Origin of the sequence: Caulobacter hibisci, from assembly GCF_016135805.1 — a bacterium.
Classification (GTDB): domain Bacteria; phylum Pseudomonadota; class Alphaproteobacteria; order Caulobacterales; family Caulobacteraceae; genus Caulobacter; species Caulobacter hibisci.
This window is the reverse complement of sequence record NZ_JADWOX010000009.1, coordinates 71,071-87,675: the sequence shown is the minus strand read 5'-3', so window position 1 is coordinate 87,675 and position 16,605 is coordinate 71,071. Positions and strand designations below refer to the sequence as shown.

17 protein-coding genes are annotated in these 16,605 nt (G+C 69.4%); 12 read left to right on the top strand and 5 right to left on the bottom strand.

Annotated elements, in window-relative coordinates; genetic code table 11:
• Nucleotides 1-205: 205 nt before the first annotated feature.
• From tldD to I4Q42_RS14175, 4 genes are all read right to left on the bottom strand, one after another.
• Nucleotides 206-1,636, bottom strand: coding sequence for a metalloprotease TldD (gene tldD / locus I4Q42_RS14190; RefSeq protein ID WP_198576738.1), 1,431 nt, complete (start codon nucleotides 1,634-1,636; stop codon nucleotides 206-208).
• 72 nt (nucleotides 1,637-1,708) lie between these two features.
• Nucleotides 1,709-2,512 (bottom strand): GIN domain-containing protein, encoded by an 804-nt coding sequence (locus I4Q42_RS14185; RefSeq protein WP_198576737.1) that lies wholly within the window; start codon nucleotides 2,510-2,512, stop codon nucleotides 1,709-1,711.
• Nucleotides 2,513-2,521: 9 nt separating this feature from the next.
• The gene (locus tag I4Q42_RS14180; RefSeq protein ID WP_198576736.1) at nucleotides 2,522-3,088 is read right to left on the bottom strand and encodes a DUF1700 domain-containing protein; all 567 of its coding nucleotides are present in this window, start codon (nucleotides 3,086-3,088) and stop codon (nucleotides 2,522-2,524) included.
• Nucleotides 3,085-3,411 carry a PadR family transcriptional regulator gene (locus I4Q42_RS14175; protein ID WP_110121359.1) on the bottom strand — a complete coding sequence of 109 codons (327 nt, stop codon included), beginning with the start codon at nucleotides 3,409-3,411 and terminating at the stop codon, nucleotides 3,085-3,087. The genes I4Q42_RS14180 and I4Q42_RS14175 overlap by 4 nt, the downstream gene beginning before the upstream one ends.
• 374 nt (nucleotides 3,412-3,785) lie before the next feature.
• Between I4Q42_RS14175 and coxB the strand changes: the two genes are divergently transcribed.
• From coxB to I4Q42_RS14115, 12 genes are all read left to right on the top strand, one after another.
• On the top strand, nucleotides 3,786-4,748 hold the full coding sequence (gene coxB, locus I4Q42_RS14170; RefSeq protein WP_198576735.1) for a cytochrome c oxidase subunit II: 963 nt from the start codon (nucleotides 3,786-3,788) through the stop codon (nucleotides 4,746-4,748).
• 26 nt (nucleotides 4,749-4,774) lie between these two features.
• Nucleotides 4,775-6,436 (top strand): cytochrome c oxidase subunit I, encoded by a 1,662-nt coding sequence (gene ctaD, locus I4Q42_RS14165; RefSeq protein WP_198576734.1) that lies wholly within the window; start codon nucleotides 4,775-4,777, stop codon nucleotides 6,434-6,436.
• 120 nt (nucleotides 6,437-6,556) lie between these two features.
• Nucleotides 6,557-7,597 (top strand): heme o synthase, encoded by a 1,041-nt coding sequence (cyoE, locus tag I4Q42_RS14160; RefSeq protein WP_198576733.1) that lies wholly within the window; start codon nucleotides 6,557-6,559, stop codon nucleotides 7,595-7,597.
• 47 nt (nucleotides 7,598-7,644) lie between these two features.
• Entirely contained in the window at nucleotides 7,645-7,761 is a 117-nt protein-coding gene (locus tag I4Q42_RS14155; RefSeq protein ID WP_232793146.1) for a hypothetical protein, read from the top strand.
• Nucleotides 7,742-8,383, top strand: coding sequence for a cytochrome c oxidase assembly protein (locus I4Q42_RS14150; RefSeq protein WP_198576731.1), 642 nt, complete (start codon nucleotides 7,742-7,744; stop codon nucleotides 8,381-8,383). The genes I4Q42_RS14155 and I4Q42_RS14150 overlap by 20 nt, the downstream gene beginning before the upstream one ends.
• Before the next feature lie 77 nt (nucleotides 8,384-8,460).
• Nucleotides 8,461-9,336, top strand: a complete 876-nt coding sequence (locus I4Q42_RS14145) for a cytochrome c oxidase subunit 3 (protein WP_198576730.1) — start codon at nucleotides 8,461-8,463, stop codon at nucleotides 9,334-9,336.
• A gap of 187 nt (nucleotides 9,337-9,523) precedes the next feature.
• The gene (locus tag I4Q42_RS14140) at nucleotides 9,524-9,886 is read left to right on the top strand and encodes a DUF983 domain-containing protein (RefSeq protein ID WP_198576729.1); all 363 of its coding nucleotides are present in this window, start codon (nucleotides 9,524-9,526) and stop codon (nucleotides 9,884-9,886) included.
• A complete protein-coding gene (locus I4Q42_RS14135; RefSeq protein ID WP_198576728.1) occupies nucleotides 9,879-10,565 on the top strand; it encodes an SURF1 family protein in 687 nt (228 codons plus the stop codon). Before I4Q42_RS14140 ends, I4Q42_RS14135 begins: the two co-directional genes overlap by 8 nt.
• Entirely contained in the window at nucleotides 10,565-11,962 is a 1,398-nt protein-coding gene (gene thrC / locus I4Q42_RS14130; RefSeq protein ID WP_198576727.1) for a threonine synthase, read from the top strand. Before I4Q42_RS14135 ends, thrC begins: the two co-directional genes overlap by 1 nt.
• Nucleotides 11,963-12,136: 174 nt before the next feature.
• Nucleotides 12,137-13,411, top strand: coding sequence for a M16 family metallopeptidase (locus I4Q42_RS14125; protein WP_198576726.1), 1,275 nt, complete (start codon nucleotides 12,137-12,139; stop codon nucleotides 13,409-13,411).
• Nucleotides 13,412-13,448: 37 nt separating this feature from the next.
• The gene (locus I4Q42_RS14120) at nucleotides 13,449-14,027 is read left to right on the top strand and encodes a GNAT family N-acetyltransferase (RefSeq protein WP_198576725.1); all 579 of its coding nucleotides are present in this window, start codon (nucleotides 13,449-13,451) and stop codon (nucleotides 14,025-14,027) included.
• Nucleotides 14,028-14,084: 57 nt separating this feature from the next.
• Complete coding sequence (locus I4Q42_RS14115) at nucleotides 14,085-15,752, top strand: putative bifunctional diguanylate cyclase/phosphodiesterase (RefSeq protein ID WP_198576724.1); 1,668 nt, start codon at nucleotides 14,085-14,087, stop codon at nucleotides 15,750-15,752.
• A gap of 3 nt (nucleotides 15,753-15,755) precedes the next feature.
• On the opposite strand, the gene I4Q42_RS14110 is transcribed toward I4Q42_RS14115, so the two are convergent.
• Entirely contained in the window at nucleotides 15,756-16,583 is an 828-nt protein-coding gene (locus I4Q42_RS14110; RefSeq protein WP_198576723.1) for an SDR family oxidoreductase, read from the bottom strand.
• Nucleotides 16,584-16,605: the final 22 nt, after the last annotated feature.

Here is a 16,605-nt window from a genome sequence, read left to right as displayed (position 1 = left end):
CAGATTGGGCCGCAGACGAGGCGCGGGTGAAGTTACAAGCCCGCAAGGTGGATTAAATCGCCGACAGGGTTGGGCGCTTGAACCCTCTCCCTGAAGGGGGAGGTGGCCGCGAAGCGGTCGGAGGGGGAAGGTCTTGTCGGCGGAGGGGTCACTTCCCCCTCCGTCGCCTCCGGCGACACCTCCCCCTTCAGGGGGAGGGTCTGGATCAGATATTCGTCCCGCCCACCGTCAGGCCGGTGATCTTCAGCGACGGCTGGCCCACGCCCACCGGCACGCCCTGGCCGGCCTTGCCGCAGACGCCGATGCCGGGGTCGAAGGCGAAGTCGTTGCCGATCATGGTCACGCGGGTCAGGGCGCTGGGGCCGTCGCCGATCAGGGTGGCGCCCTTGACCGGGGCGGTGATCTTGCCGTCCTCGACCAGATAGGCCTCGGTGCACTGGAAGACGAACTTGCCGTTGGTGATGTCGACCTGGCCGCCGCCGAAATTGGCGCAGTAGAGGCCGCGCTTCATCGAGGCGATCATCTCGGCCGGGTCGTCGTTGCCGGCCAGCATGCCGGTGTTGGTCATCCGCGGCATCGGCATGTGGGCGTAGGACTGGCGGCGGCCGTTGCCGGTGGCGGCCAGGCCCATCAGCCGGGCCGACATGCGGTCGTGCATGTAGCCCACGAGGATGCCGTCCTCGATCAGGATGGTGCGCTCGGTCGGCGTGCCCTCGTCGTCGATGGTCAGCGAGCCGCGGCGGCCGGGGATCGAGCCGTCGTCGAAGACGGTGACGCCCTTGGCGGCCACCCGCTCGCCGATGCGGCCCGAGAAGGCGCTGATGCCCTTGCGGTTGAAGTCGCCTTCCAGCCCGTGGCCGACGGCCTCGTGCAGCAGCACGCCGTTCCAGCCCGGGCCGAGCACCACGTCCATCTCGCCAGCCGGGCAGGCGACGGCCTCGAGATTGACCAGCGCCTGGCGTAGGGCCTCGTCGACCTGGTCCTGCCACTTGTCGGGGCTGATCCAGGCGGCGAAGCCGGCGCGGCCGCCGGCGCCGGACGAGCCGGCCTCGCGCTTGCCATCCTTCTCGACCGTGACCTGGACGTTCAGGCGCACCAGGGGACGCACGTCGCGGATCAGCTTGCCGTCGGCGCGCAGGATCTCGACCACCCGGCGCTCGCCGGTCAGGCTGGCCATCACCTGGGCGACGCGCGGGTCGCGCTGGCGGGCGAAGGCGTCGATTTCCTGGAGCAGGGAGACCTTCTCGGAGAAGGCGGGGGAGGAGACCGGGTCGTCCTCGCCATAGAGCTTTTCATTGGTGGCGCGGGGGCCTTCGGCCGAAACGCCGGCATAGCCGCGCTTGGCGAGGCTGGCCGACGATCCCGCCCGGCCGATGGCGGCCTCGGAGATCTCCGAGGCGTGGGCGTATCCGGCCGTTTCGCCGGCCACCACCCGCAGGCCAAAGCCCTCGCCGCTGTCGTAGGAGGCGGTCTTCAGCCGGCCGTCGTCGAAGACGAAGGCCTCGCTCTCGGACCGCTCGAGGAACAGCTCGCCGTCGTCGGCGCCGGCCAGGGCCTCGCCCAGGATGGCGCGGGCGCGTTGCGGGTCGACGCCGGCGGCGTCCAGCAGGGAAGGGGCGGAGAGAGGAGCGGTCATCCGTACAAGTTAGGCGCTTGCAGGCCCCGCGTCATCTCCCTCCGCCTTTTTGGTCCCCGCCCCTTTGGCGGGCTACCAGTCCTCGTTGACCTCGCCCGATCCGGCGATCGACTTGGACAGGCGGGCCGGGCGCTCGGTCAGGGTGACGTCGCCGCTGCCGGCGATCTGGACGTCGGCCTCGCCCGTCGGGCCGAGCTTGGCCTCGCCGCTGCCGGCGATCTCGACCTTGGCGTCGGTGACGTTCAGGGCGCTCAGTTCGGCCTCGCCGGAGCCGGCGATCTGCAGGTCCAGGGCCTTGACCTTGCCGGTGGCGTAGGCTTCGCCGCTGCCGTTCAGGGCCAGGGACAGGCTCGGCTGGTCGTAGGACTGGATGTCCAGCTGGCCCGAGCCGTTGAGCACGAAGGTCTTCACCGACGGGGCCGAGACGCGGATCACCAGGTCGTCGGCGTCGGAGAACGCCCGCAGGCCGTCGGCGTCGAACCGGAAGCCGCGGCCCTCGCCGTCGCCGTCCAGGTGCAGACGGTCGCCCGTCAGCACCACGCGGCGGACGAGTCCTTGCGGACCTTCGACGGTGACGCCGGCCTTGTCGCCCTGGGTGTAGATCACCCGGGCCGGCAGATCGATGCGCAGGGCCTCGGCGCCGGTCCAGGCGATCTGGCGGGTGGTGTTGGGACCGTGGTCCTCGATGGTCACCGCACCGTTGCGGCGGACGGTGACGTTGCCGTCGTCGTCCTCGATGTTGAAGTGGATGTTGGCCGGGATGGTCCAGCCGCCGCGCTTGACGATCTCCCGCCCGCCGATGGCGAAGGCGGTTCCGAGACAGGCGACGGCCAGGACGAAGCTGGCGACGGCGATGATGGTCAGGTTGCGGATCATGGCGCGACCTCAGGCTTGCGGTTCGATGGCCGGCTTCAGCAGCCGGTAGTGGAGACGGCCGTACCAGACCAGTCCGTTGACCAGGCCGACCGTGACCAGGCCGGTGACGGCGGTCAGGGCGGTGGCCGCGGCCATCAGGCCGATGCCGCCCAGGATGGCGAAGGCGGCTCCGCCCGGCGGGTTCAGGAACGGTCCGGCCGAGAACACGAAGCCCCCGGCGATGAAGATGCCGATCCCGGCCATGAAGAAGCCGAAGATCGCCCCGATCACGCCCATCAGGATGGGCAGCAGGATCAGGATGTCGATCGCGCCCAGGCCCAGAACCGCGAACACGGCGCCGGCGGCGGCCGACGGGTTCTTGGTTTCTTCCCAGCGCTTGAGGCCGGCTTCGGCGCGCAGCTCGCGGGCCAGGCGGTCGGGATCGCCCAGGGCGGCGGCCGTCTCGGCTTCGCCGCGACCGGCGGCGGCCGCGTCGTCGAAGTGGGCGTCGTAGTCGGCGACCGCGTCGGCGATCGTGGTGGCCGGCAGGCCGGCCAAGCCCCGCTTCAGGCGGGTGATGAATTCGGCGCGGGTCATGCGGCGGCTCCCAGGATGTCGTCCACGGCCTTGGTGAAGGCGGCCCATTCGGCCTTCTGGGCGGCGAAGCTGTCGCGGCCTGCGGTGGTCAGGCGGTAGTATTTGCGCGGCGGGCCGCTGGTCGACTCGACCAGATAGGTCTCGACCAGGCCGTCGGACTGCAGGCGTCGCATCAACGGGTAGATGGTCCCCTCTCCCATGTCGATGTCGTGGGCCAGCTGGCTGGCGATCTCGTAGGCGTAGCTGTCGGCCTTCGACAGCAGGGCCAGCACGCACAGCGCCAGCACGCCTTTCTTCAATTGTGTTTCGATGGCTTCAGGCACGGCTCTCGGTTCCTGTTGGTAGGACCCTTGTACGGCCAGGTAGTGTGTGATGCAAGGTAGCTGTTATTACAAGTTATCAATGTTCGAGGATCGACGTGATTCGCCTGTCGGTCGTGTGGACGGATTTGGCGAAGTTATTGAGAGTGCTTCGCAACTGACGCAGAAACCCTGCTCCCCATATGGTTTCGGGTGCTTGGCAACAGGGATTGATGCGCGTATGCACGCCTGCGACCGGCCGGCGCCGTGGGGAGAGCTCCGACTTCGTTCAAAGTCGATTGCCTGAACCCGGGTATCCGGTCGTATTGTGCAAGTCGGCGCGGCGTGAGGCGGAGGTGTCTCTCGTTAGAACGCCGCCGAAACGGGCCGAGAGGGAAATGAAGCACTTCCAGGGGATGCGGCGGACGTGGGCAGGCCTAGGCGCCGCCGCCGCCATGATGGCGTTCACGGGGCAAGCCTTCGCCGATGACCTATTGGGTCAGCCGACGCCGGGCGGGATCGCTCTCCAGCCCGCGGCTTCCGTGCTCAAGCACGACGCGATCTGGTTTCACGATATCATTCTGCTGCCGATCATCACGCTGATCACGCTGCTGGTGCTGGGCCTGCTGGTCTGGATCGCGGTGCGCTACAACGCCAAGGCCAACCCGGTCCCGGCCAAGTTCAGCCACAACACCACCATCGAGATCATCTGGACGGTCGTGCCGGTGCTGATCCTGATGATCATCGCCATCTTCTCGTTCCGGCTGTTGTTCAAGTACAACGACATGCCCAAGCCCTACATGACCGTGAAGGCCACGGGCTATCAGTGGTACTGGGGCTACGAGTACCCCGACCAGAAGATCCCCGAGATCATCTCCAACGTGAAGACCGAGGCCCAGCTGAAGGCCGAGGGCCTGCCCCACAGCCTGTATCGCCTGGCCGCCACCGAGGCGATGGTCGTGCCGGTCAACCAGGTGGTCCGCGTGCAGGTCACCGGCGCCGACGTGATCCACGCCTTCGCCCTGCCGGCCTTCGGCCTCAAGACCGACGCCATCCCCGGCCGCCTGAACGAAACCTGGTTCAAGGCCGAGAAGGTGGGCACCTATTACGGCCAGTGCTCGGAGCTCTGCGGCATCGACCACGCCTTCATGCCGATCGAGATCAAGGTCGTCAGCCAGGCCGAGTTCGACGCCTGGGTGAAGGCCAAGGCTCCGGCCGCGGCGCCCGCCGCTCCTGCGACCGCTGAAGCCGCGCCCGCGGCGACCCCGGCGGCCACGCCCGCCGCCGCCCCCGCTGCTGCTCCGGCCGCTGCTCCCGCTTCCGCTCCGGCCGCGGCGCCCGCCGCCGCGCCGGCGGCCTAAGACCCCGATTGCAGGATATCAGTCCGATGGCTCACGCCGCTGACATCGATCATCACGACGACCACGGGGCCGACGAAAAGCCGCCCTTCTTCGCTCGCTGGTTCTTCTCGACCAACCACAAGGACATTGGCACCCTCTACATCCTGTTCGCCATCATGGCCGGGATCGTGGGCGGCGCCCTGTCGGGTCTGATCCGCTGGGAGCTGATGCACCCGGGCATCCAGATCTTCACCGACAACGGCCTGCTGGCCCAGTGGGGCGTCTTCAAGGGCAAGCACGGCTACAACGCCGTGGTCACCGCCCACGCCCTGATCATGATCTTCTTCATGGTCATGCCCGCCATGATCGGCGGCTTCGGCAACTGGTTCGTGCCGATCATGATCGGCGCGCCGGACATGGCCTTCCCGCGGATGAACAACATCTCGTTCTGGCTGCTGGTCGCCGCCTGGGTGCTGCTCTGCACCTCGATGTTCGTCGACGGCGGCCCGGGCCACGGCTTCGGCGGCGGCTGGACGATCTATCCGCCGCTCTCGACCACCGGCCACACCGGTCCGGCCATGGACCTGGCGATCCTGTCGCTCCACCTGGCCGGCGCCTCGTCGATCCTCGGCGCGATCAACTTCATCACCACGATCTTCAACATGCGCGCGCCGGGCATGACCCTGCACCGCATGCCGCTGTTCGCCTGGTCGGTGCTGATCACCGCGTTCCTGCTGCTGCTGTCGCTGCCCGTCCTGGCCGGCGCCATCACCATGCTGCTGACCGACCGCAACTTCGGCACCCACTTCTTCGACCCCGGCGCCGGCGGCGACCCGGTGATGTTCCAGCACCTGTTCTGGTTCTTCGGTCACCCGGAAGTGTACATCCTGATCCTGCCCGGGTTCGGCATCGTCAGCCACATCGTCTCGACCTTCTCCAAGAAGCCGGTCTTCGGTTATCTCGCCATGGCCTACGCCATGGTCGCCATCGGCTTCGTCGGCTTCATCGTGTGGGCCCACCACATGTACACGGTCGGCATGAGCATCAACCTGCGCGCCTATTTCGTGGCCGCGACGATGATCATCGCCGTTCCGACCGGCGTGAAGATCTTCTCGTGGATCGCCACGATGTGGGGCGGTTCGATCAGCTTCAAGACGCCCATGCTGTGGGCGATCGGCTTCATCTTCCTGTTCACGGTCGGCGGCGTCACCGGCGTCGTGCTGTCGAACGCCGGCATCGACTACAGCCTGCACGACACCTACTACGTGGTGGCGCACTTCCACTACGTGCTGTCGCTGGGCGCCGTCTTCGCCATCTTCGCGGGCTTCTACTACTGGTTCGAGAAGATGTGGGGGGTGAAGTACAACGAGTTCCTCGGCGCGGCCCACTTCTGGATCATGTTCGTGGGCGTGAACCTGGTGTTCTTCCCGCAGCACTTCCTGGGCCTGGACGGCATGCCCCGCCGCTATGTCGACTATCCGGACGCCTTCGCGAAGTGGAACTACGTCTCGTCGGTCGGCTACATGATCACCGTCGTCGGCGTCGGCGTCTTCCTGGTCGTGCTGCTGGAAGCCGCCATCCGTCGCCGCAAGGCCGAGGCCAACCCGTGGGGCGAAGGCGCCACCACGCTGGAATGGACCCTGTCCTCGCCGCCGCCGTTCCACCAGTTCAGCGAGCCGCCGGTCATCAAGGCCGACGATCATCATTGATCACTGGCATCACTGATCTCTGGTAAGATAGCGATATAAGCGCGGGGGGCGCGGATCCGGCGACAGCCGGGCCCGCGCCCTTCGCCCATCCAGACCTAGTTTTCCAAGATACCGTACCCCATGGCCAAGCCCGCCGTCCTCTCGTCCGACGTTCCCGCGACCGACCCGGTCCGCGCCGCGCGCTGGCAGGACTATTTCCAGCTGATGAAGCCGCGCGTGATGTCGCTGGTGGTGTTCACGGGCCTGACCGGCCTGGTCGCCGCCCGCACGCCCATCCACCCGCTGCTGGGCGCCGTGGCCGTGCTGTGCATCGCCGTCGGGGCGGGCGCCTCGGGCGCCCTGAACATGTGGTACGACGCCGACATCGACGCCAAGATGCGCCGCACCCGCGGCCGCCCGGTGCCGGCCGGCCTGGTCGAGGGCTCGGAAGCCGCGACCCTGGGCGTGGTGCTGTCCCTGCTGTCGGTGATGATGCTGGGCATGGCCATCAACTGGCTGGCCGCGGGCCTGCTGGCCTTCACCATCGTCTTCTACGCCGTCGTCTACACCATGTGGCTCAAGCGCTGGACGGCCCAGAACATCGTCATCGGCGGTCTGGCCGGGGCCTTGCCGCCCGCCATCGGCTGGGCGGCCGCGACCGGCTCGGCCCCGCTGAACGCCTGGCTGATGGTGCTGATCATCTTCCTGTGGACCCCGCCGCACTTCTGGGCCCTGTCGCTCTACATCAGCACCGACTACGCCAAGGCCGGCGTGCCGATGCTGCCGGTGGTCAAGGGCGCCAAGGCGACCCGCCAGCAGATCCTGATCTACAGCCTGGTATTCATTCCCGTCTGCCTGGCCCCGGCCTTCACCGGCCTGGGCGGGCCGCTGTACCTGGCCGTCTCGGGCCTGGGCGGCCTGGTGTTCCTGATCCTGGCCTGGCGCGTCTTCCGCAGCGACGCCGGCGACGCGGCCGACCCGCGTGCGGCCGATCGCGCGCTCTACGAGGTCGCCGCCCCCGCCGCCGAGCCGGCCGTGGAGGGCAAGCGCCCGCCGCCGGTCGGCGGGGCCAAGGACGCCCGCAACCTGTTCGCCTTCTCGATCCTCTATCTGTTCGCCCTGTTCGCCGCCCTGCTGGCCGAGGCGATGATCGGCGTGAAGGCCCTGGAGCTCATTTCGTGACCGACCCGAAGAAGACCGTCTCCGTCCAGCCGGACAAGGCCGACGCCCTGCGCGCCCGCAACGGCCGCAACATCGCCCTGGCCGTCGGCCTGGCCGCCTTCGTCGTGCTGGTCTTCGTGGTCACCCTGGTCCGGCTCGGCGCCAATGTCGGACACCGGTTCTGACAAGCCGCCGGTAAAGGCCGGCGACACCGTTCAAGCCCGCCGCAACAAGCGCGTGGCGCTGATCTGCGCCGCCGCCTTCGTCGGCATGGTCGGCGCGGCCTATGCGGCGGTGCCGCTGTACAAGCTGTTCTGCCAGGCGACCGGCTTCGACGGCACGGTGCGCCGGGCGCAGGCGGCTCCGACCAAGGTGCTGGACCGCACCGTCCAGGTCCGCTTCGACGCCAATATCCGCAACCTGCCCTGGACCTTCACCACCGAGCAGGTCAGCCAGGACATCAAGCTGGGCGCTTCGGGCCTGGCCTTCTTCAAGGTCACCAACACCAGCGACAAGCCCCAGACCGGCCGGGCGATCTACAACGTCGTGCCCGAGCAGGCCGGCCCGTACTTCCAGAAGATCGAGTGCTTCTGCTTCTCGAACCAGACGATCCAGCCCGGCCAGACGGTCGAGTTTCCGGTCGTCTACTTCGTCGATCCCCGCTACGCCGAGGACCCGGAGACCAAGGGCAAGTCCGAGATCACCCTGTCCTACACCTTCTTCCCGGCCGTCGATGGCCAGGAGGGCGGGGCAGACGTCGCACGCATCGTTCAACCCCTTGGCGGAACAGCGTCCGACAGACTATAGCTTTCCACAAGAGAGGCGCGGGCCGGGGGGGACCCAAGCGACGCGCCTTCAATAAGATCAAAGAGGGTTGGCAACATATGGCCCATGGCGCCGTCAAACACGACTACCACATCCTGCCGCCCAGCCCCTGGCCGTTCGTCGGCTCGGCCGCCGCCACGGTCATGGCCATCGGCCTGATCGCCTGGATCAAGGGCGGGGTGTTCGGCATCGAGAAGGGCCAGTGGTGGCTGTTCGCGACCGGCCTGGCCGGCGTGCTCTACACGATGTTCGGCTGGTGGCGCGACGTCATCAAGGAAGCCAACGCCGGCGACCACACCCCCGTCGTCTCGATCGGCCTGCGCTACGGCATGGTGCTGTTCATCGCCTCGGAAGTGATGTTCTTCGTGGCGTGGTTCTGGATCTTCTTCGAGATGGCCCTGTTCCACGGCCACCGCACCCTGTCGGGCATCGAAGAGGTGCGCACGGCCTGGGCCAGCTGGCCGCCGGCCGGCGTCGAGACCGTGTCGCCCTGGCACCTGCCGCTGGTCAACACCCTGACGCTGCTGCTCTCGGGCACGACCATCACCTGGTCGCACCATGCCCTGCAGCAAGGCGACCGCAAGGGCGCCCAGTGGGGCCTGATCCTGACCATCCTGCTCGGCGCGCTGTTCACGACCATCCAGGTCTATGAGTACGCCCACATCAACCACGAGCAGCTGTTCTACAACGAAGCTGCCGCCAATTCGGGCCTCTACGGCTCGACCTTCTTCCTGGCCACCGGCTTCCACGGCTTCCACGTCTTCGTGGGCACGCTGTTCCTGATCGTCTGCCTGATCCGCCTGATGAACGGCGCCTTCACGCCCAAGCAGCACTTCGGCTTCGAAGCCGCCGCCTGGTACTGGCACTTCGTCGACGTGGTCTGGCTGTTCCTGTTCGCCTTCATCTACGTGATCTTCGGCGCCTCGACGCACTGAGGTCACGGAGTTCCGAAAGGCCCGGAGCGCCGCCAGCGCTCCGGGCCTTTTTCGTTCTTCGCCCCCTCTAGGAAGTCATCGCCCGGCTTGTCCGGGCGACCCAAGCGGATCCGGCCGCTTCGGCTTGGGTCCCCCGAACAAGTCGGGGGATGACGCGTGGAGGGGAGCGGTCGATAAGGACTGCCGCATGCCCAAGACCAACCCCTACGCCGCCGGCGCCGCCGGGCGATGCCCCGTCTGCGGCGAGGGCTTCCTGTTCGAGGGTTTCCTCAAGATCGCCCTGCGCTGCGAGGCCTGCGGCTACGACCTGGGCAAGCACGAGACCGGCGACGGGGCGGCGACCTTCGTCATCTTGATCGCGGGGTTCCTGTGCGCCTTCGGTGCGCTGTTCTCGATGTTCGCCTGGCACTGGCCGGTTTGGCTGCTGCTGGTGGTCTGGTTGCCGCTGACCCTGATCGCGTGCCTGGGGCTGATGCGCCCGGCCAAGGGCCTGATGGTCGCCGCCCAGATCGCCAACCGGGCTTCGGAAGCCGGGCGCCGCGATGTCTGAGGTCGCTCCCAGGAAGCCCGGCTTCCCGATCGGCCTGACGATCGCCACCCTGATCGCCTTCGCCATCCTCTGCGGCCTGGGGTCCTGGCAGGTGAAGCGCCTGCACTGGAAAGAAGACCTGCTGGCGCGCATCGAGACGCTTAAGACCGCGTCCGCCATCCCGCTGGCCGACGCCCTGACCCGCGCCGACAAGGGCGAGGACGTGGGCTTCATGCGGGTCGCCGCCGACTGCGCGCCGGAGACGGCCGCGCCGCTGCCGCTGGTCTATGGGGTTCGCGACGGCGACATCGTCTGGCGGGCGGTGACGCCCTGCCGGCTGGCCGGCCAGGCGCACGGCGTCGTCCTGCTGGACCTTGGCGTGGTCGACGCCCTGAAGGGCCAGATGGCGCCGCCGCCGCGCGCCTTCGCCGCCCCGGCCCGGGTGGTCGGCGTGCTGATGGTGCCCAAGACCCTGGGCGGCGATCGCGACAAGGCCCTGACGGCCCTCGCCGCCGACAAGCCCGCGCCCTACATCCTGATGGTCGAGACCGCCACGCCCGCCGTCGCCGGCGTCACGCCCGCGCCCTTGCCGGCAGAAATTTCCAACCGGCACCTGGAATACGCGCTTACGTGGTTTGGTCTTGCCGTCACCCTGCTCTTTATCTATGCCGCCATGCTCTGGCGGAGGATGAGGCCCTGATGCGTTACGTCTCGACCCGGGGCGAGTCCCCCACGATCGGCTTCCTGGACGCGGTGCTGGCCGGCCTGGCCCCCGACGGCGGCCTCTACGTGCCCGAGGCGTGGCCGACGTTCACGCCCGAAGAGATCGCCGCCTTCGCCGGCAAGTCCTATGCCCAGGTCGCGGCCGCGGTGCTGGGCAAGTTCGTCGGCGACGACATCCCGGCCGACGACCTGCAGACCCTGTGCGACGAGGCCTATGCCAGCTTCACCCACGCGGCCGTGACGCCGCTGAAGCAGCTGGCCGCCAACCGCTATCTGCTGGAGCTGTTCCACGGCCCGACCCTGGCCTTCAAGGACGTGGCGATGCAGCTGCTGGGGCGGCTGTACGACTATGTGCTGTCGCGCCAGTCGCGGACCATGACCATCATCTGCGCCACCTCGGGCGACACCGGCGGCGCGGCCGTCGAGGCCTTCCGCGGTCGCAGCAACGCCCGCATCGTCGCCCTCTTCCCCGAAGGCCGGATCAGCGAGGTCCAGCGCCGGTTCATGACCACGGCGGAAGACGCCAACGTGTCGTGCGTGTCGGTGCAGGGCTCGTTCGACGACTGCCAGGCCATCGTCAAGCAGGCCTTCCAGGACGACCAGTTCCGCCACGCGGTCGACCTGTCGGGCGTCAACTCGATCAACTGGGCGCGGATCGCGGCCCAGAGCGTCTATTACTTCACCGCCGCCGTCAGCCTGGGCGCGCCGGCCCGCGAGGTGGCCTTCGTCGTGCCGACGGGCAATTTCGGCGACGCCTACGCCGCCTTCGTCGCCAAGCAGATGGGCCTGCCGATCGCCAAGATCGTCGCGGCCACCAACAGCAACGACATCCTGGCCCGCGCCTTCGAGACCGGCCGCTACGCCCGCGGGGCCGTGGCCGCCACCCAGAGCCCGGCAATGGACATCCAGGTCGCGTCCAACTTCGAGCGGCTCTATTTCGAGGCCGTGCGCCGCGACGGCGTCGAGACCGGCCGGGCCTTCCGGGGCTTCAACACCACCGGCGTGCTCGACATCCCGCCCAGCGCCCACGCCATGATGCGCGAGCTGTTCGCCGGCGCCTCGGTCAGCGAGGCCGACACCGCCAAGACCATGCTCTCGACCCTGAACGAGACCGGCGAAGTGGTCGATCCGCACACCGCCGTGGGCCTGGCCGCCGCCCATGGCCTGCGCCTGGAAGACCCCACGACCCCGGTCGTGGTGCTGTCGACCGCCCACCCGGCCAAGTTCCCCGAAGCCGTGCTGGCCGCCGCCGCCGTCGTCCAGGGCGTGCCGCGCGGCGCGCCGGACCTGTCGGCCAAACCCGAACGCTTCGACCGCCTGCCGGCGGATGCGGCGGCGGTGAAGGCCCACGTGCGGGCGTTCGCGGGGAAGTAAATTGGCGAGAACCTCCCCCTGTGGGGGAGGCGATCGCGTAGCGATCGGTGGGGGGAGTGGGCGAGAAACGGCTTCTCATGGCGGAAGCTGAAACCGTCCCCCCTCCGGCCTTCGGCCGCCTCCCCCACAGGGGGAGGGTCGCTTTCGGGCGCTTACGCGGCTACACGGAGGGAAATGACCATCCCCACCCTCCACACCCTGCCCAATGGCGTCCGCGTCGTCTGTGATCCGATGCCGGGGCTCGAGACCCTGGCCCTGACCGTCGTCGCCGGGCGCGGCGCGGCCTATGAGGATCCGGCGCGCTCGGGCTGGTCGCACCTGCTCGAGCACATGGTGTTCAAGGGCGCGGGCGGGCGCAGCGCGCGCGACATCGTCGAGGTGGTCGAGGCCCAGGGCGGCCAGATCAACGCCGCCACCGGCTATGAGCGCACCAGCTTCCAGATCCGCGCTCTGAAGGGCGGCCTGCCGCTGGGCGTCGAGGTGGTGGCCGACCTGGTGCGCCGTCCGACCCTGGACGCCGGGGATCTCGCCCGCGAGAAGCAGGTCGTCGCTCAGGAGATCGCCGAGGCCGCCGACGCGCCCGACGACTATGTCTTCGACCTGCTGCAAAAGGGCGCCTGGGGCGACCATCCGGTCGGCCGGCCGATCCTGGGCACGGTCGACAGCGTCGAGGCCGCGACCCCCGAAGCCCTGTCCGACTGGCGCGCCAGCCTCTACGCCGCCGACCGGCTGATCGTCAGCGCCACCGGCGCGGTCGAGGAAGCCGAGCTGCTGGACCTGGCGCAGAAGGCCTTCGGCGACCTGCCGGCCACGCCCGGCGCGCCCGTGCCTGAGCCGGCGCCGTTCGTCGGCGGATCCTTCGCCGAGACCCGCAAGCTGGAGCAGGCGCATCTGGTGCTGATGCTGCCCGCCGCCGGCTCGCGCGACGACGACTATTTCGCCCTGCGGGTGTTCGCCGAGGCCCTGGGCGGGGGCATGTCCTCGCGCCTGTTCCAGGAAGCCCGGGAGAAGCGCGGTCTGGCCTACAACATCGACGCCTATGCCGACACCTATGCCGACATCGGGGCGCTGGGCATTTACGCCGGCTGCGCGGCCAAGGACGCGGCCCAGACCGCCCAGGTCTGCGCCGAGCAGCTGCTGGCCCTGGTCGAGCGGATCGACGAGGCCGAGCTGGCCCGCTGCAAGGCCCAGCTGAAGGCGCACATGTTCATGGCCCGCGAGCAGCCCCTGGCCCGCGCCGAGCAGGCCGCCGGCCAGGCCCTGACCTTCGGCCGGCTGTTCTCGCCCGCCGAGCTGGCGGCCGGGGTCGAGTCGGTCAGCGCCGCCGACATCGCCCGCCTGGGCCGCCGCATGCTCGACCCGGCCAAGGCGGCCACCGCCGTGCTCGGCGCCAAGAGCGCGCTGGGCGCGGGCGAAATCTTCCGGCGGGCGTTGTTCGGCGGACAATAAGCCGCAATGGTGCGGAGATACCGCTCGAGACCCCCGCTTGTCCGCCATTCTCCGCCTTCTTCGCCTCGACCACGGCCCGCGCATCGACGCCGAGCGGGTCTATCTGCGCCTGCCGCGCCTGGCCGACCACAAGCCGTGGGCCGAGCTGCGCGAGACCTCGCGTCCCTTCCTTCAGCCGTGGGAGCCGACCTGGCCGGCGGAGGACCTGACCCGGGCCGCCTTCCGCCAGCGCCTGGCCGCCTACGCGCGTGAACTCGAGGCAGGAGAAGCCTTTCCGTTCTTCGTGTTCCGCAAATCCGACGACGCCATCCTGGGCGGCGTGCGGCTGTTCAACATCCGCCGCGGCGTCGCCCAGACCGGGGTGGTCGGCTACTGGGCCGGCGAGGCGCATGCGGGGCAGGGCTATACGGGCGAGGCGGTGAAGGCCGTGGTCGACTTCGCCTTCGGCCCGCTGGCCCTCCATCGGCTCGAGGCGGCCTGCATGCCGCACAACGCGCGTTCGGCCGCCCTGCTCGCCCGATGCGGGTTTTCCGAGGAAGGATATGCGCGCGCTTATCTTAAAATTAACGGCGAATGGCGAGATCATCGTCTGTTCGGGTTGATCGCTCCGTCTTGAGCGCGCGCCCGAGCCTGCACGCCGGTCCATGGGGGATCGGGCGGCGCGGGAACGGGCATGTCTTTCAAAGTCGCCGAGCGCAGGATCTGGGACGCGACGACCACGCTGGAAGCGTTGGGCGCCGCCGAGGTCGCGCTGTGGCATTGGGATCCCGAGGCCGACCGGCTGCGCATCAATGGCGCGTCGCGGGCTCTTGGCCTGTCGCCCCTGGCCCCCGAATGCGCCTCTGCCGCCTTCCGCGCCCTGGCCCTGCCGCAGGACCGCGCCCAGGCCGACGAGCTGCTGCGCGTCCGCGAGCCCGGCGCCGAGATCGTCGTGCGCATGCGCATGCGCGGCGGCGAGACCTGCATCTGGCGCGGCGTCTGGCTGGAAGAGGGCCTGCGGGCCGCCGGGGTCATCGCCCCGGAAGTGAAATTCGCCGCCTCGGGCAAGGATGACCTCACGGGGCTCCTCGACCGCCGCAGCTTCATCGCCCGCGCCCGCGAGCGCCTGACCCAGGTCGGGGTGCACGAGCTGGTCGTGGCTGACCTCGATCGCCTGCGCCGCCTGAACGAGGCCCTGGGCCACGAACGCGCCGACCTCGTTCTGGCCGCCCTGGGCTCGCGCCTGGCCGCCGCCTTCCCCGAGGGCTCGATCCTGGGCCGCATCGGCGAGGACGAGTTCGCCGTGCTGTGCGAGCCGCACGGCTACGAGCCGGCCGAACTGCTGCGCTCGGCCCTCGAACAGCCCCTGCGCATCGCCGGTTTCGACATCCATCCGACCCTGACCATCGGCGCCGTCTCGGCCGAGGGCGGCGACGACGCGCCGGAGGCCGCCGAGCTGGTCCGTCGCGCCGAGCTGGCCGTCGAGGCCGCCGCCGCCAACGGACGGGGTTCGGCCGCCGCCTACGGCCGCTCGATGGAGACCGACGGCCTGTCGCGCCTGGCGCTCGAGGCCGACCTGCGCGGCGCCATCGGCCGCGGCGAGATCGTTCCCTATTTCCAGCCGGTCGTGCGGCTGTCGACCGGCGCCCTGTCGGGCTTCGAGGCCCTGGCGCGCTGGATCCACCCGCGCCGCGGCCTGCTGCCGCCCGACGAATTCCTGCCGCTGATCGAAGAGATGGGCCTGATGGCCGAGCTGGGCGAGCACATGATGCGCGCCGCTGGCAAGCAGCTGGCCGCCTGGCGCAACACCCACCCGGCCGTCGGCGCCCTGACCGTCAGCGTCAACCTGTCGACCGGCGAGATCGATCGCCCGGGCCTGGTGCACGACGTGGCCCAGGTGCTGCGCGACAACGGCCTGCCGCGCGGCGCCCTGAAGCTGGAAGTCACCGAAAGCGACATCATGCGCGACCCCGAGCGGGCCGCGGTGATCCTGCGCAGCCTGCGCGAGGCCGGCGCCGGCCTGGCGCTGGACGACTTCGGCACCGGCTTCTCGTCGCTGTCCTACCTGACGCGCCTGCCGTTCGACACGCTGAAGATCGACCGCTATTTCGTGCGGACCATGGGCGGCAACGCCGGCTCGGCCAAGATCGTCCGTTCGGTGGTCAAGCTGGGCCAGGATCTCGACCTGGAAGTGGTCGCCGAAGGCGTCGAGAACGCCGAGATGGCGGCCGCCCTACAGGGCCTGGGTTGCGACTACGGCCAGGGCTTCGGCTACGCGCCGGCCCTGTCGCCGCAAGAGGCCGAGGTCTATCTCAACGAGGCCTATGTCGACGGCGCCGCGCCCGTGAAGGCGCGGGGGTAACCCTCACCCCTTCGCCAGATCCCCATACAGCCACGCCGCCGTCACCCCGCCGTCCATCAGGATGTCGCTGCCGGTGATGAAGCCGCCGTCGGGGCCCATCAGCAGGGCGCCGACCGCCCCGACCTCGTCGGGCGTGCCCGCGCGGCCCGCCGCCGATCCCTCGATCATCTTGCGATAGCCCGCGCCGCGCGGTCCCGACAGCTCGTCGCGGGCCAGGGGCGTCATGACGATGCCGGGACTGATGGCGTTGATCCGCGCCCCGCGTCGGCCCCAGCGCACGGCCTGCGCCGCGACCCGCAGGGAATTGCCGCGCTTGGACAGCTGGTAGGCCTTCAGCGGGTCGGTGACCTGGTCGGGCGCCAGGAAGGGCAGGGCCAGCAGGTCTTCGGTCGGTGTGGTCGCTAGGGCGTGGCTCTGCTCTTCAGGCAGCGGTGGAAGGCGGTGGCCCGACTGCGAGGCGATGACGACGCCCGAGCCGTCCCTGGCGATCACCTCGCCGAACAGGTCGAGGACCAGGGCCGTCCCGTAGAGATCGACCTTGAGGATGGTTTCCGGGCTCGCCTGGCTGGGCGAAACGCCGGCGGCGTGGATCAGGCCCGTGACCTCGCCCAGGCCCGTGGCGGTCGCTACCAGGGCTTGCACGGCGTCGCGCGAGGCGACGTCGACGGTGGCGACGTGGGTCTCGTAGCCGGCGTCGGCCAGCACCTCGGCGGCGGCCTGCGCGTTCTCGCGTTTCATGTCGGCCAGCAGCACGCGCTTGCCGACGCCGACCCGGCGGGCGATGGCCTGGCCGATCTGGCCGGCCCCGATGACCACGATGACGTCGCTCATGGGCTCTCCTGGACTGAGGAGG